Annotated in this window: 13 protein-coding genes and 1 tRNA gene; 11 read left to right on the top strand and 3 right to left on the bottom strand. The window is 67.8% G+C overall.

Going from position 1 to position 14,117, the window contains the following annotated elements; all coding sequences use genetic code 11:
- Window positions 1-119 precede the first annotated feature (119 nt).
- Window positions 120-2,285: an MSCRAMM family protein gene (locus AC1DYG_RS07710; protein WP_477639269.1), complete on the top strand. Its 2,166-nt coding sequence runs from the start codon at window positions 120-122 to the stop codon at window positions 2,283-2,285.
- A gap of 246 nt (window positions 2,286-2,531) precedes the next feature.
- Entirely contained in the window at window positions 2,532-3,494 is a 963-nt protein-coding gene (locus AC1DYG_RS07705) for a serine/threonine-protein kinase (protein WP_477639268.1), read from the top strand.
- A 3-nt stretch (window positions 3,495-3,497) separates the two neighbouring features.
- Here AC1DYG_RS07705 and AC1DYG_RS07700 read toward each other — a convergent pair whose 3' ends face one another.
- On the bottom strand, window positions 3,498-3,998 hold the full coding sequence (locus AC1DYG_RS07700; protein WP_477639267.1) for a YajQ family cyclic di-GMP-binding protein: 501 nt from the start codon (window positions 3,996-3,998) through the stop codon (window positions 3,498-3,500).
- A 101-nt stretch (window positions 3,999-4,099) separates the two neighbouring features.
- On the opposite strand from AC1DYG_RS07700, the gene AC1DYG_RS07695 reads away from it, so the two are divergent.
- A tRNA-Tyr gene (locus AC1DYG_RS07695) sits at window positions 4,100-4,183 on the top strand.
- A gap of 272 nt (window positions 4,184-4,455) precedes the next feature.
- Here the strand turns inward: AC1DYG_RS07695 and AC1DYG_RS07690 are convergent.
- Window positions 4,456-5,187, bottom strand: coding sequence for a FadR/GntR family transcriptional regulator (locus AC1DYG_RS07690; RefSeq protein WP_477639266.1), 732 nt, complete (start codon window positions 5,185-5,187; stop codon window positions 4,456-4,458).
- A gap of 156 nt (window positions 5,188-5,343) precedes the next feature.
- On the opposite strand from AC1DYG_RS07690, the gene AC1DYG_RS07685 reads away from it, so the two are divergent.
- The 4 genes from AC1DYG_RS07685 to AC1DYG_RS07670 are packed head-to-tail and all read left to right on the top strand — an operon-like array spanning window position 5,344 to window position 8,778.
- Window positions 5,344-6,192, top strand: a complete 849-nt coding sequence (locus tag AC1DYG_RS07685) for a fumarylacetoacetate hydrolase family protein (RefSeq protein WP_477639265.1) — start codon at window positions 5,344-5,346, stop codon at window positions 6,190-6,192.
- Window positions 6,192-6,956, top strand: coding sequence for an SDR family NAD(P)-dependent oxidoreductase (locus tag AC1DYG_RS07680; protein ID WP_477639264.1), 765 nt, complete (start codon window positions 6,192-6,194; stop codon window positions 6,954-6,956). Before AC1DYG_RS07685 ends, AC1DYG_RS07680 begins: the two co-directional genes overlap by 1 nt.
- Window positions 6,953-7,804, top strand: coding sequence for an amidohydrolase family protein (locus AC1DYG_RS07675; RefSeq protein WP_477639263.1), 852 nt, complete (start codon window positions 6,953-6,955; stop codon window positions 7,802-7,804). The genes AC1DYG_RS07680 and AC1DYG_RS07675 overlap by 4 nt, the downstream gene beginning before the upstream one ends.
- Window positions 7,801-8,778 carry an aldo/keto reductase gene (locus AC1DYG_RS07670; protein WP_477639262.1) on the top strand — a complete coding sequence of 326 codons (978 nt, stop codon included), beginning with the start codon at window positions 7,801-7,803 and terminating at the stop codon, window positions 8,776-8,778. Before AC1DYG_RS07675 ends, AC1DYG_RS07670 begins: the two co-directional genes overlap by 4 nt.
- Window positions 8,779-8,783: 5 nt before the next feature.
- Here AC1DYG_RS07670 and AC1DYG_RS07665 read toward each other — a convergent pair whose 3' ends face one another.
- Window positions 8,784-9,536: a FadR/GntR family transcriptional regulator gene (locus tag AC1DYG_RS07665; protein WP_477639261.1), complete on the bottom strand. Its 753-nt coding sequence runs from the start codon at window positions 9,534-9,536 to the stop codon at window positions 8,784-8,786.
- Between the two features lie 147 nt (window positions 9,537-9,683).
- Here AC1DYG_RS07665 and AC1DYG_RS07660 point away from each other — a divergent pair, with 147 nt between their 5' ends.
- From AC1DYG_RS07660 to AC1DYG_RS07645, 4 genes are read left to right on the top strand one after another with little or no spacing between them, the layout of a single operon-like run.
- Complete coding sequence (locus AC1DYG_RS07660; RefSeq protein ID WP_477639260.1) at window positions 9,684-11,087, top strand: ABC transporter substrate-binding protein; 1,404 nt, start codon at window positions 9,684-9,686, stop codon at window positions 11,085-11,087.
- 4 nt (window positions 11,088-11,091) lie between these two features.
- Window positions 11,092-12,003 (top strand): carbohydrate ABC transporter permease, encoded by a 912-nt coding sequence (locus AC1DYG_RS07655; RefSeq protein WP_477639259.1) that lies wholly within the window; start codon window positions 11,092-11,094, stop codon window positions 12,001-12,003.
- A 10-nt stretch (window positions 12,004-12,013) separates the two neighbouring features.
- Window positions 12,014-12,958 carry a carbohydrate ABC transporter permease gene (locus tag AC1DYG_RS07650; RefSeq protein ID WP_477639258.1) on the top strand — a complete coding sequence of 315 codons (945 nt, stop codon included), beginning with the start codon at window positions 12,014-12,016 and terminating at the stop codon, window positions 12,956-12,958.
- 1 nt (window position 12,959) lies between these two features.
- Window positions 12,960-14,096: a mandelate racemase/muconate lactonizing enzyme family protein gene (locus tag AC1DYG_RS07645; RefSeq protein ID WP_477639257.1), complete on the top strand. Its 1,137-nt coding sequence runs from the start codon at window positions 12,960-12,962 to the stop codon at window positions 14,094-14,096.
- Window positions 14,097-14,117 lie beyond the last annotated feature (21 nt).

The raw sequence follows: 14,117 nt of genomic DNA, 5'->3' as shown, positions 1-14,117 counted from the left end.
GCTCAGGGCCGGGCGGTGGGCAGGTAAGGAGTTGGTCTAGAACCCACCGGACGGCCCACGGTCGCTGCTATGTTCCGCCCGATTTGTTCATACAGACACCGGCGGAAGGCAAGCGGCTCATGCGCGCAGCATTCGGGCGGGTCGGGGGGATCGTGCTGGCGGCTGCGCTGGCAACCGGGGTCCTTGCCGCACCCGCGCAAGCAGAACCATCGACCATCTCGGGGACCATCACGGCGGCAGCCACGGGGGAGGGCCTGCAGGGGTGCGTGAGCGTCTACGACCTCGGGTACTCCTTCATCGCGTCGGGCTGCACCGACGACAGCGGTCAGTGGACCGCCGAGGGAGTGGACACGGGCGTCGGCTACAAGGTCGAGGCCTACGCGTTCGACTCGCTCTACAAGGGGCAGTGGAGCGGCGGAGCCGGCTCGTTCGAGGAGGCCGCAGTCGTCGAGGCCCCGGCCCACCTCGACTTCCCGCTCGAGTACGCCCACGAGGTCGGTGACTCGAGCCTGTCCGGGACGATCACGGCCGAGGACACCGGAGCCCCGCTCCAGGCCTGTGTGTCGATGACCGACGAGGCCGACACCTACATCGCCTCGACGTGCACGGCAGAGGACGGCACCTGGACGGTGGGCGGCCTGGTCGCCGGTGCCGGCTACAAGGTCGAGTTCGAGGCCTATGACGACGTGCACGTGGGCGAGTGGGCCAACGACGCCACGTCCTACGCGGACGCAGACCTCATCACCGCACCCGCCACGGTGGACGCAGCCCTCGCCACCGGCGGGCACCTGCAGGGGACACTCACCCGTGCGGACGGGCAGCCCGCGGAGGGGGCCAGCGTCTCGATCTCGAGCTCCACCGACGACGGCTCCACCGCCGCGTTCGCGTATACCGACCAGGACGGCGCCTGGACCGCGTTGGTGCGGCCCGGCGAGTATGTCGTCAACTTCGACTCATGGCCCGCGTACCAGTGGGCCTACGGCAAGACGTCGCGCGAAGACGCGGCACGCTTCACGGTCGCGGCGGGTGACTCCGTCAGGGTGGACGACCAGTTCCTCGCCGCGGCCAAGGTCCAGGGCACAGTGACCAGCGACGCGACGGGCGGTCCCGTCGAGGGTGCCTGTGTCGCGGTGCTCACGCCGACGCAGAACCCGGACGACAAGATGCAGGCAGGGGAGGGCTGCACAGGCCCCGACGGCACGTACTCGATCGACATCTCTGAGCCCGGCGAGTACATCGCCGCCATCTACGACCCGCAGGGGCGGTACGCCGGCGAGTACACCGGTGACACCCAGGTCATCGGCTCAGCGCAGACCTTTGTCGTCGACAGGGGTGCGCCGGCGACTGTCAACGCGTCAATCGCCAAGGGTGCCGTCATCACCGGGCTCGCGGTCGACGCCAAGTCGGGCGCTGCGATCCCGGAGGCCTGTCCGGGTGCGTACGCCGGCCACGCGGGCCGGTACGCCGAGTTCTCCGTTCCGGTGTGCAGCGGCGCCGACGGCCGCTGGACCATCAAGGGTCTCGCGGCGGGTGACTTCGCCGTGGTCCTGAGCGTCTACACCCAGCCACGCACCTACAGCGACACGTGGGCGTTCAAGGCGACCTCACAGGCATCAGCCGACCTCATCACCGTCGGCGCGGGCCAGACCAAGAAGGTCCGCAACGTCCAGCTGAAGCCGGGCGGCCGTATCTCGGGCCGGATCACCGACTACCAGGGGCAGCCGGTCGAGGGTGCCTACGTCAGCATCGACGGCGGCTATAGCGGGCGCGCCGGTGGGCCGAACGGGCCGACCTACGCGCAGACCGATGCGGACGGCAGGTACACGATCTACGGCGTGCCAGCCGGCGATCACACGGTCTTCGTGGAGCCCAACCAGTGGGGTGGGCTGGCGCCACTGTGGTCGGGCAACGCCGACCAGCGGGAGGATGCTGTCCCGCTGCGGGTCAAGGCGACCAGGACGGCGTCGTACGACGCGGTCCTGCAGCCCGGCGCCCGGATCAACGGCAGCGTCGTCACGGCCGATGGCCAGCCCACGACCGACTACTGGGTGGGCATCATCCGCACCACGTCGGGCGACTACATCGGTGACTTCGACGTCTACAACGGGAACACCTTCAGCTCGACGTACCTGCCACCGGGCGACTTCACCCTGGCGTTGACCCGGTACACCGAGGACGGCCAGGGCGAGACGGCCTGGTACGACTCGGCCACCTCCGAGGCCGACGCCACCACGGTGTCGCTGAGCCGCGGTGAGCAGCGAGAGATCACGATCCACCTCCCCTGAGGGGAACACCCCGCCAGGTATGCCGCCGTGCCCCACTGGGGCACGGCGGCATACCTCTGTCTGGGGGCAAGGCTCGGCCTGGAGAAGCGCGGCTCGTCGCGCGTCTGCGCAGGTCAGGGGGCTGATTGCCGGACGCTCAGTGGCCCATGCCGACCGTTTCGGGGCTACCATCGCAGGTGGCGAGGGCTTTTGCGATGTCAGTTGACGTTCACCTCCGTCTGCGGAGGTACGAATGGACATCCCAGGATGAACCGACTCGACGAGGGTGACACGCTCGGCGGTCGTTACGTGCTCGGTGCACGGATCGCGTCCGGCGGGATGGCCGACGTCTGGGCCGGCACCGACACCGTGCTGCAGCGCACCGTGGCAGTGAAGGTCATGCGTCCCGACACCGGACACGAGGAGCTCTTCGCCCTCCGGTTCCGTGACGAGGCCGTGCACTCGGCTGCCTTGCTGCACACCAACATCGCGACCTTGTTCGACTACGGCGAGGACGACGGTCTGGCCTTCCTCGTCATGGAACTCGTCAAGGGTGAACCGCTGTCCCTGCTCCTCAAGCGGCGCGCCCCGCTCGACCCGGCGGAGGTGCGCTCCCTCATCGGACAGGCCGCCCTCGCGCTCGGCGTCGCCCACGAGGCGCGGGTGATCCACCGCGACGTGAAGCCGGCCAACATCCTCGTCCGCCCCGACGGGCTCGTGAAGCTGACGGACTTCGGGATCGCGCGGGCCCTCGACGCCGCGGGCCACACCCGGGCCGGCGAGATGCTCGGCACCCCGGACTACCTCAGCCCGGAGCAGGCCCTGGGCCAGGCCGCGACGGGGGCCAGCGACCTCTACGCCCTCGGAGTGGTCGCGCACGAGATGCTCTCGGGGAGCAGGCCGTTCGACAGGGGGACCCCCGTCGCGACGGCCCTCAGCCACGTCAACGAACCGCCACCGCCACTGCCCGACGGTGTCCCCGAGGACCTCGCGTCTCTCGTGAGGGACTGCCTGGCGAAGGACCCCGCGGACCGTCCCGCCAACGCTCGCGAGGTCGCCTCCCGGGTGGGCATCGGCGACCACGAGATGGCCGGGCTGGCGCTGGGTCTGGCGAGCGCACTCGACAGCTGGTCCGAGGACGACTCGCCCAACACCGACGGCTCGGTCATCCGCTTCCCCGACCTGGGTGGTCCGACCATGGCCATGGAGGCCGAGCCCGGCAGCGCCTAGGACTCAGCGGTAGTTGGTGAACTGGATCGCGAAGTCGAGGTCGTCCTTGCCCTTGAGCAGCGCCTGCACTGCCTGGAGGTCGTCGCGCGACTTGCTGGTGACGCGCAGCTCGTCGCCCTGGATCTGGGACTTGACCGACTTGGGCCCCTCGTCGCGGATGATCTTGCCGACCTTCTTGGCGTTCTCCTGCGAGATGCCCTCCTGCAGGCCGAGCTCGAGGCGGTACTCCTTGCCGGAGAGCTGGGGGCCGCGCTCGGGGACGTCGAGGTGCTTGAGCGAGACCTTGCGCTTGACCAGCCAGGTCTGGAAGACGTCGAGGACGGCGTTGGCGCGCTCCTCGGTGTTGGCCTTGATGATCACCTTGTCCTCGCCGCTGGCCTCGATGGAGGCGCCGACGTTCTTGAAGTCGTAGCGCGTCGCCACCTCGCGCGAGGCGCTGTTGAGGGCGTTGGCGACCTCCTGGTGGTCGATCTTGCTGACGATGTCGAACGAGCTGTCGGCCATGGTGGCGTGTCCTTCCTGGGCGTCACGCGGTAGTCGCCGGGTCAGGCGACTACCGGTTTCGGCATTCGTGGGTGTCCTTGCTATCCTTCCACGCGCACCACGGCAGGTTGCCCGAGCGGCCAATGGGAGTGGACTGTAAATCCATCGCGAAAGCTTCGAAGGTTCGAATCCTTCACCTGCCACCACGTGCACAGAGGGCGCCTGACCTGCGGAAGCGCAAGTTGGGCGCCCTCTGTCTCTACCCGCTAGGGGTATCTGAGGCCGGAAGATTTACGGCCTTGTCGCCTGGCGTAACCTGCGCAAATGCTGGGTCTGTTTGGGCGCGCGGGGAATGGGCGGAGAAATCTGCGTTCCGAGGTGGATGCGGCCGCCCGCCGTCAGATAGGGCGAGGACGACTGAACCAGTGAGGTTGCTGCCAGATGTGTGCCCGCGGCTGAGGTCCGTGCGGGGCGACCTTCACGGCTTCTCCTTAGCGGGGCGCCTGCGCTGCCACGATTCAAGGATGTGTTCGTCCATCGCCTGCTCGGCTGCTTTTGCGTCACCGGCCAGGACTGCCTCGTGAACCCGTTGGTGGGCCTCGTGGGTCAACTGGATGTGCTCCCTGGAGGGGTCGCCGACGAAACGCATGCTGCGATAGGCCTCGACGGTCACGGTGTGGATCATGGCTCGCCCCAGACGATTTCGTGAGGCGGCCATGATCGCGTCATGGAAGGCCACATCAGCGGTCAGGTAGGCCGAGGCGTCGTCGATGCTGCCGTCGAGCGCAATCATGCACTCGGTGATTGCAGCTCGGTCGGCTTCCGTGGCGTTGGTGGCGGCCTGACCAGCCATCTGGGCTTCCAACGCCCGGCGAACGTCGACCAGGTCCTCCAGGATCGAGTTGCCAGCGTCGTGGCGAACAACGGCCGACAGCACTGTGGGGTTCAGCAGGTCCCAGTCGGCCAGGGGGCGGACCCGCGTCCCCTGACCCTGCTGGACCGTGACCAGGCGCATTGCCTCGAGTGCCTTCACCGCTTCGCGCACGACGGTGCGGCTCACACCGAAGGTCTGGCACAGCACCGGTTCGGTGGGCAGGCTGTCGCCGGTGACCAGTTCGTCGCTCACGATCCGGTCGACCAGCTCCTCGACCACGGCGGTGGCGAGACGACGCGGCCGGCGTGGCCACGGCGAGGACAGGTTTGCGCTCATGGCCGCAGCATAACCAGAAAAGCGTCTTGACAGAATACGTATGACGAATAATGATTAGGCCGTCGAGAGCGTGTCATCCGCAGGGTCCCCCGCGACCCGCACCAGCACACCCACCGCGCGGCCTGTGCCACTTGGTGGGCAAGGAAGGCAGTACCCATGAAGTTGGCACGCATCGGGGCCGCTGGCGCAGAGCGTCCCGCTGTCCAGGACGAGTCGGGGGCGTGGCGCGACCTCAGCAGCGTCATCGGCGACCTGGATGGCACGGTCCTGTCCGGGGGCCTCGACACGACCGTGGGGCGGGCACTGTCCGCCGGCGACCTGCCGGTGATCGACGGGTCCACTCGGTTCGGTCCCCCGCTGGCCAAGATCGGCAAGATCGTCTGTGTCGGGCTCAACTACCGCGACCACGCCGCCGAGACCGGTGCCGCCGTCCCGAGCGAGCCCGTGCTGTTCATGAAGGCTCCCGACACGGTGGTGGGGCCGGACGACGAGGTCCTCGTCCCGCGAGCCTCGGCGAAGACCGACTGGGAGGTGGAGCTCGCTGTGGTGATCGGCCGCGAGGCGGCCTACCTCGAGAGTCCTGCCGCTGCGGCAGCGCACATCGGCGGCTACGCCATCAGCCACGACGTCTCCGAGCGCGAGTTCCAGATCGAACGCGGCGGGCAGTGGGACAAGGGCAAGAACTGCGCGACCTTCAACCCGTTCGGCCCCTGGCTGGTGACCCCCGACGAGGTGGCCGATCCGCAGGCGCTCACCCTCCGCCTCTGGGTCAACGGCGAACTCAAGCAGGACGGCAAGACCTCAGACATGGTCTACGGAGCCCACTTCCTCGTCCACTACATCAGCCAGTTCATGACGCTCTACCCCGGTGACGTGATCAACACCGGCACCCCCGCCGGGGTCGCCCTCGGCGTGCCGGGCACTCCCTACCTCAAGGCCGGGGACGTCGTCGAGCTCGAGATCGACGGGCTCGGCCGCCAGCGCCAGACCTTCGGAGCCGCGTGATGAGTGCCACTGCAGAGTTCGCAGGTCTCAAAGCGCTCGTCACGGGTGGCGCCTCGGGTATCGGTCTGGCGATCGCCGACCTGTTGGCTGACCGCGGTGCGGCGGTCGCGGTGCTGGACCGCGATGTCAGCCCGGTCGTTGGTGGCAGGCACCTCGCTGTCGCAGCCGACGTCAGTGACGACACCGCGGTCCGCGCTGCCGTCACTGAGGCCGTCACTACCCTTGGGGGACTCGACATCGTCGCCAACAACGCCGGCATCGGGGCGCAGGGCGGCGTCGACGCCAACGACGACGCGGAGTGGCTCAAGGTGCTGGACATCAACGTCCTCGGCATCGTGCGCGTGACTCGCGCTGCCCTGCCGAGTCTGCGCGAGTCGGCCCACGCCGCCATCGTCAACATCTGCTCCATCGCCGCGACGGCCGGCCTGCCCAACCGGGCGGTCTACTCAGCCAGCAAGGGCGCCGTCCTGTCGCTGACGCTCGCCATGGCGGCGGACCTGTTGCCCGAGGGCATCCGGGTCAACGCGGTGAACCCCGGCACGGCCGACACCCCGTGGGTGCAACGCCTGCTCAACGCCGCAGATGACCCTGCCGCAGAGCGAGCAGCGCTGGAGGCCAGGCAGCCCCACGGGCGACTGGTCACCCCGGAGGAGATCGCGCACGCCGTCGCATACTTCGCCTCCCCTCTTGCCGGCTCCACGACCGGCACCACATTGGCCGTGGACGGCGGGATGGACCGGCTTCGACTGCGACCCAGATCGTGACCACAGCGACCGCCGATCGCATCGACGCCCACCACCACGTCTGGGACCTCGACGTTCGGCCCCAGGGATGGACGACGGCATTTCCCGAGATCGACCGAACCTTCACGATCGGTCAGCTCGAGCCGCAACTGGTTGCCGCCCGCGTCAGCGGGACCGTCCTCGTCGAGACGATCAACGTCGCGGCAGAGACCGCCGAGTTGCTGGCCCTCGCCGCCACGACCCCAGTCGTCCGCGGCGTCGTCGGTTGGGTCGACCTGACCGCGCCGGATGTGTCGGAGCGGATCGCCGAGCTCACGTCCTCGCCGGGCGGGGAGCACCTGGTGGGTCTGCGACACCAGGCGCAGCTCGAGGCCGACCCCCTGTGGCTGAACCGCAAGGACGTGCGGCGAGGGCTGGCGGCCGTGGGTGGGGCGGGGCTCGCCTTCGACTTCCTCATCCACGAGAACCAGCTCCCCGCCGCAATCGAGACTGCACGCCAGGCCCCGGAGGTCCGGTTCGTCCTGAGCCACCTCGGCAAGCCGTCGATCGCGACGGGTGACCTCGAGCCCTGGTCCACCCACCTGGCCGACCTCGCGACATCCGAGAACGTGGCCTGCAAACTGTCCGGGATGGTCACGGAGGCGTCCCCGACCTGGTCGGTCGCCGACCTCGAGCCGTATGCCGCCCACGCCCTCGCGGTCTTCGGTCCTGACCGGATGATGGCGGGCTCCGACTGGCCCGTCTGCCTCATTCGCGCCGACTATGCGACGGTGTGGAGAGCCAACGAGGAGCTTGTCTCCCAGCTATCGCCATCTGAGCAGCGGTCGGTCCTCGGGGGTACCGCCTCGACCTGGTACGGCCTGCCATGACCAACCTCGAAAGGCGACGGCTGGGGGCGACCGACGTCGAGGTGACCACACTGGGCTTCGGGGGTGCCAACCTCGGGAACTTGTATCGAGCGGTCGCGGACGAGCAGGCCGGCGCGGTGGTGAATACGTCGTGGGACAACGGAATTCGCTACTTCGACACTGCCCCCCACTACGGCCTCGGACTCTCTGAGCGCCGACTGGGAGCGGCGTTGGTTGATCGGCCGCGCGCCGAGTACGTTCTCTCCACCAAGGTCGGTCGGCTGCTGGTCTCCAACGTGAACGCCACGGGGTCTGACATGGCCCACCAGTTCGACGTCGCCGACGACCTGCGCCGCGAACTGGACTACTCGGGCCCAGGAGTACGCCGCAGCCTGGAGGAGAGCCTCGAGCGCCTGGGCGTCGACCACGTCGATGTCGCGTACGTGCACGACCCCGACGACTTCACGCAAGAAGTTCTCGACGGAGCGCTGCCCGAACTGGTGCGCATGCGCGACGAAGGCATCGTGAGGGCGGTCGGCGTAGGCATGAACCAGTGGCAGGGGCCGCTGCGGTTCGTGCAGGAGAGCGACCTGGACGTCGTCATGGTGGCGGGCAGATGGACCTTGCTCGACCGCACGGGTGCACCGCTGCTCGAGGCCTGCCTAGGGCGAGGGGTCAGCGTCGTGGCTGCTGCGCCGTTCAACTCCGGCCTGCTGGCGAGAGCCGATCCCCACGCAGAATCGCACTTCAACTACGAAACCCCTGATGCAGGCCTCCTGCAGGCAGCTCGTGACCTCGCCACCCTCGCCCGGGAACACGGCTGCACCCTTCCCCAGGTCGCCCTGCAGTTCCCCCTCAGGCACGCTGCTGTCGCGAGCGTCGTCGCCGGAATCGGCAAACCCGACCACGCCGAATCTGCCGTCCGGTGGCTGTCACAGCCCGTGCCCGAGGCGTTCTGGGACGACGCCGACGCCATCGTCGAAGGGCTTCTCTGAGTCCGTCAGTTGGCGCCGCGGGCGTCCGCGGCGGCCGGACGGCGTCGCTCCCACGACCCGAGGATGTGCGCCCGCATCGCCAGCCCCGCGCGAGCGCCGTCCCGGTGCTCAAGGGCATCAAGGATGGCCCGATGCTCGGCCAGCGTGATGTCGATGTTGGCCTGGGTTGCCGAGCCGTGGTACCGACCGGTGGTGCGGGCCTGGTCGTGGATGCTGGTGACGATGGCGCGCCCCAGCCGGTTTCCGGACAGGGCCATGACGGCATCGTGAAACTGCACGTCGGCCCGGGCGAACGCCTGGGCATCGCTGGAGCTCTCGGTCATCTCGGCGTAGGTCAGCCGCAGTTCGCTCAGATCGGCAGCCTGCTGACCTCTGCAAGCCTCCTCCGCCATGGCCATCTCCAGCGCCGCCCGGACTGACACGAGGTCATCGAGGATGCCCAGCGACTCGTCGTACTTGACCATGGCGCTCAGGACGACCTCGTCGATGAGGTCCCACGAGTCCATGGCTCGCACGACCGTCCCGACCCCCTGGCGGCTCGAAAGAAGTCCCTTGGACTGCAGCGTCTTCACCGACTCGCGGATCACCGTCCGCGAGACGCCGAGCTGCTCCCCGAGCTCGGCCTCGGAGGGGAGGATCGTGCCTACCTGCAGGGCGCCGCTGACGATCTGGTCCACCAGGGTCGCGATGACCACGGTGCCCAGGCTGGAGCGCTGAGCTCGGGCCGGAGCGGTCCATCTCCCTTCAGCGGTTGTCATCGTGCAGCCTCCTCCTGATCGCAAGTACTGCCTGGCGGGATAGTAGTAGCATCAGCCTATTGCATGATCATCATATGTATGACATGTTAAGAGTCAGCCAACGCGGCACCAGGCCGCTGAAGACCTGCTCGACGAAGGAGTCATCCCATGGGTATCGGAATGCGGAACACCCCAGCCGGCGCCGCATCAGCGGCCGCTCGGACGCAGCGGGCCGTGGTCGCAGCAACCGCCCTTGCCTGCGCGCTGGCCCTGGCCGCGTGCGCTGGCGGGCAAAGCGTTGGCGGAACCAAGAACAGCGCGGATGCCGGAAGTCCTTTCGGCTTCAAGACCGCAGCGCAGGACGAGAAGGCCGAGATCACCGTGTGGGTCGACTCGACGCGCCAGCCGGTCGCTGAGGCGTATGTCGCGGCTCACCCGGACGTCAAGGTCAAGATCGTCGCGTACGACGGCAATGCCAACGGGTCGAACTCGTTCAAGACCAAGACGCAGTTGTTCGACCGCGCCGGCTCCGGCTGGCCCGACGTCGCCTTCACAACGGACAACAGCTCAGCTGCCTGGGGTTCACAGGGCGGCACTGGCGCCCTCGCCCCCGTCAACAAGGGGATGGTGCCCACCGCGACGCTCGACGGGTACTCCAAGGGCGCGCTGGATGTGTGCACCCTTGACGGGGTGGCCTACTGCCTCCGCAATGATCTGGCTCAGAATGTGCTCTGGTACAACAAGAAGCTGATGGACGAGTGGGGCTACTCCGTCCCCAAGACGTGGGCGGAGTACGAGCAGCTCGGGAACAAGGTGTCTGCGGAGCACCCGGGATACCTGGTCGGCACGGCCGGTGACGCCTGGGCGCCAGAGATCTACATGTGGGCCGCGCAGTGCCCCGCCAACCAGGTCGACGGGCCCACCAAGCTCACGGTCAACACGGGCGACCCCAACTGTGTGAAGGCAGCCAAGCTCCTCGACGGCCTGATCGCCAACAAGTCCATGTCGACCCTGTCGCTGTTCGGCCCCGAGTTCGCCAAGACCAAGGCCGACAAGGTGCTCATGCTGCCCGGCCCGTCGTGGTACGGCGGCGCCGTCTTCCAAGGCACGCTCAAGACGCCGAAGGGTCAGCTGGCAGTTGCCCCTCCGCTGGCATGGGACGCCGCTACTGCGGCGACCGGCAACGTCGGCGGCGGCGCGTGGTGGGTCTCGGCCCACAGCAAGAACCTCAAGGCGGCGGCCGACTTCGCAACCTGGGTCACGAGCCAGTCCGCCGTCGGGGGAACGCTCCTGCCCACGTACCCGGCATACAGTCAGGCGGCCACAGCGTGGCTGGCCGAGACGCAGAAGAGCGGGTACTACGCCGGTGACATCGCTCCTGCCCTCCAGCAGGCAGCCGGGCAGGTTTGGTCCGGCTGGGGCTCGCCGTCCTTCAGCCAGGAAGCGATCTGGGCCAAGGTCGTCCAAGCGGGTATGACCAAGGGCGAGACCATCGAGTCCCTGCTCCCCGCATGGCAGAAGCAGATCGAGAACGAAGGCAAGATCCTCGGCTACCAGGTCAAGACCAGCTGACATCATGGCAATCCCCACTGCAACGATCCCCGGGAGCCGGCCCGCCGCCGGCTCCCGGGGGAACGGCAAGGCCGGGTACCTTTTCGTGACGCCGTTCGCCATCCTGTTCCTGTTCTTCGGGGTCATCCCGGTGCTCTACTCGCTCTACCTTGCGTTCACCACCGGGTCGGGGGGTTTCGCGGGCCTGTCCAACTTCACCAAGGCCGCCACCGACTTCCGGTTCCTCCCGGCCGTGGGCCACGTGGCAGCGTTCGTCGCAATCTGGCTTCTGCTCCTCTCCGTCTTCGTCGTGACTCTGACCTTGGTCATGAACCGTTTGGTGCGACGTCGGACCAAGACCTTCGTCCGGTTCGCCTACTACATCCCAGGCGCCCTGGCGGGTGCCTCGAGTGTCCTGCTGTGGCTGTTCCTCCTGGACCCCACGGTGAGCCCGGTGGCCTGGGTGCTCAAGGCCACGGGTTCCGACACGTTCCAGCAGGTCGTGGCGCCCGGACACCTGCCGGTGATCTTCGCCCTCATCGCCTTCTGGACGGGTGCTGGCGGCTGGATCCTGGTGCTCTACGGCGCCCTGAACACGATTCCCACCGAGGTCATCGAGGCCGCCAAGGTCGACGGGTGCGGTCCCGTCCGGAGCGCATTGCAGATCGAGCTGCCGATGATCCGCAAGTCCATCGTCTACATGCTGATCCTCTCCCTGGCCGCGGGAACCCAGCTGTTCGTGGAACCCCAGCTCGTCTCGCAGGCCAGCTTCGGCGTCGTTCCCAACGACTACAGCGTCAACCAGCTCGCCTACATCTACGCCTTCGGTCAGAACGACTTCAACGGATCAGCGGCCATCTCGATCATGTTGCTCGTCGTCGCGGCACTCGCAGCGGGGCTCTTCGTCGCCCGCGGTCGACTCTTCGAGACGGACTGAGGGAGACGTCATGACAACCACCACGACACGGCCCAACCGACTCCAAGCCCGCCGTGTGGCATACCGGAGATCAGGCAACTCACCCACCTCCGGCACGTTCGCCGGCCGGGCGCTGATGGCGATCGTGCTCGGCGTGTTCGCCCTGTTCTTCCTCGTGCCCGTCATCTGGCTCTTCCTGGCGGCCACCAAGGACTCGGGCGAACTGGTGAACGACGGACCCTTCAGCCTCGGGAGCCTGTCCGCGCTGCGCGACAACTGGAACGCCTTGATGTCGTTCCAGGACGGAGCCATCCGCACCTGGATGACCAACTCGGTTCTCTACGCGGGCTTGGCCCTGGTCCTGACCCTGTTCGTGAGCGTCCCCGCCGGCTACGCCTTGGCAAAGATGCGGTTTCGCGGCCGGCGGCTGCTCCTGGTCGCGACCCTCGTCGTGATGCTCATGCCTGCGACCTCGCTCGTGCTGCCCATCTTCCTCGAGATCAACTACGTCAGCCTCGTCAACACACCCCTGTCGGTCGTCCTGCCGTACTCGTTCTTCCCGTTCGGCGTCTACCTGGCCTACATCTACTTCTCCACGGCCATGCCCAGCGAGCTACTCGAGGCGGCCAAGATCGACGGCTGTGGGGAACTGCGGACCTTCACGTCGATCGTGCTACCCCTCTCCACGCCGGTGGTGGCCTTGGTGGGCTTCTTCAGCTTCGTGCAGAACTGGAACAACTTCTTCCTGCCCTACGTGATGCTGCCAGGCAGCGATGCCTACCCCATGCAGGTCGGCCTGACGCAGATGCTCGCCTCGACACCCAACTTCAACCCTGTCGTGGGTGCCAACGCCGCCGTGAGCCCCCCAGAGCTCGTGCTGGCCACGCTCGTGTCCGTCGCGCCGGTGCTCGTGGTCTTCCTGATCGCTCAGCGGTTCCTCGTCACCGGCCTGACCGCCGGCGCGACGAAGGGCTGACATGAAGATCACTGGATACCGCAGCCTCACGACCTACCACCGGTGGGGGCGCTCCGTCGGTGACGCCAACGGGTTCATCCCGGACGCGGTGACCGAGGTGCCCATCTTGATCGTCGAGACCGACGAAGGGGTCGAGGGTGTCGGCCTCGGGGCACATCGCGATGTGGACCGCGTGTTCGCGGCCGTCGAAGGCGAGGACCCGCGCGCGGTGGTCTCCCTCTACGACCGGATGCTGCGGCAGGTGTTCAAGACCGGGCACCAGGGCGCGACGTTCGGAGCCGTCGGCGCTCTCGACATGGCGCTGTGGGACCTCAAGGCCAAGCTTGCCGGAGAACCGTTGTGGCGCCTGCTCGGGGGCAGGGATCGGTTCGTTCCGGGCTACGCCTCGGGGCTCGACGCGGGTCTGGGCGACGACGAGCTGGTCGAGGTGTACGAGTCTTTCGCTGCCCGAGGCTTCACGGCCGCGAAGGTCAAGGGGGGGCTCGATCCGACTCGCGACCTCGCCCGGCTGCGACTGGTGCGCGATGTCCTGGCACGAGGCAACGCCTCGCCCGCCCTCATGCTCGACGCCAACGAGGTCTGGCAGCCCAAGGAAGCGATCCGCCACGTCGCCATGCTCGAGGAACACCTCGACCTCACCTGGGTCGAGGAGCCCGTGCGGCGCTGGGACGCCGAGGGTCATCACCTGGTCCGTCGTGGCATCAAGGCCGCGGTCGCGACCGGAGAGAACCTCACCGGGCTCGAGCAGTATCGATCACTGCTCACGGCCCAGGGGGTCGACGTCGTCCAAGCCGGCAGTGTCTGGGGGATCACCCACTTCCTGCGGGTGGCCGCCATCGCCCACGCGTACGACCTCCCAGTCAGTCCGGTGGGCTACCACACGAATCCCCTGGCGGCAGCATCGACCGCCCTTCCCAACGTCATCGCCATCGAGGTGCAGAACCTCGAAGAGCCACTCGGCCTCAGCGTCGACCACACCGTTGCCGACGGGGGCCTGGTTCTCGGCGACCAGCCGGGAAGCGGACTCGTCGTTGACGAGGCCGCCATCGGCGCCCCCGCAGGCGTCCCCTGGTCCACCGCCAACGGCCCCCACGTCCGCTCCGACCGGGCCGGCCTCCGACTGACCCAGCCCACGTGACTCAATCCATCACCGAAAAGG

Source organism: Pedococcus sp. P1_H8, assembly GCF_056405175.1.
The sequence above is the reverse complement of the archived record's forward strand: the minus strand, read 5'-3'. Positions and strand labels throughout refer to the sequence as shown.

Bases quoted from the DNA above. Each gene is read 5' to 3' on its own strand.
- AC1DYG_RS07710 (WP_477639269.1), top strand. From the start codon at position 120: ATGCGCGCAGCATTCGGGCGGGTCGGGGGGATCGTGCTGGCGGCTGCG.
- AC1DYG_RS07705 (WP_477639268.1), top strand. From the start codon at position 2,532: ATGAACCGACTCGACGAGGGTGACACGCTCGGCGGTCGTTACGTGCTC.
- AC1DYG_RS07700 (WP_477639267.1), bottom strand. From the start codon at position 3,998: ATGGCCGACAGCTCGTTCGACATCGTCAGCAAGATCGACCACCAGGAG.
- AC1DYG_RS07690 (WP_477639266.1), bottom strand. From the start codon at position 5,187: ATGAGCGCAAACCTGTCCTCGCCGTGGCCACGCCGGCCGCGTCGTCTC.
- AC1DYG_RS07685 (WP_477639265.1), top strand. From the start codon at position 5,344: ATGAAGTTGGCACGCATCGGGGCCGCTGGCGCAGAGCGTCCCGCTGTC.
- AC1DYG_RS07680 (WP_477639264.1), top strand. From the start codon at position 6,192: ATGAGTGCCACTGCAGAGTTCGCAGGTCTCAAAGCGCTCGTCACGGGT.
- AC1DYG_RS07670 (WP_477639262.1), top strand. From the start codon at position 7,801: ATGACCAACCTCGAAAGGCGACGGCTGGGGGCGACCGACGTCGAGGTG.
- AC1DYG_RS07665 (WP_477639261.1), bottom strand. From the start codon at position 9,536: ATGACAACCGCTGAAGGGAGATGGACCGCTCCGGCCCGAGCTCAGCGC.
- AC1DYG_RS07660 (WP_477639260.1), top strand. From the start codon at position 9,684: ATGGGTATCGGAATGCGGAACACCCCAGCCGGCGCCGCATCAGCGGCC.
- AC1DYG_RS07655 (WP_477639259.1), top strand. From the start codon at position 11,092: ATGGCAATCCCCACTGCAACGATCCCCGGGAGCCGGCCCGCCGCCGGC.
- AC1DYG_RS07650 (WP_477639258.1), top strand. From the start codon at position 12,014: ATGACAACCACCACGACACGGCCCAACCGACTCCAAGCCCGCCGTGTG.
- AC1DYG_RS07645 (WP_477639257.1), top strand. From the start codon at position 12,960: ATGAAGATCACTGGATACCGCAGCCTCACGACCTACCACCGGTGGGGG.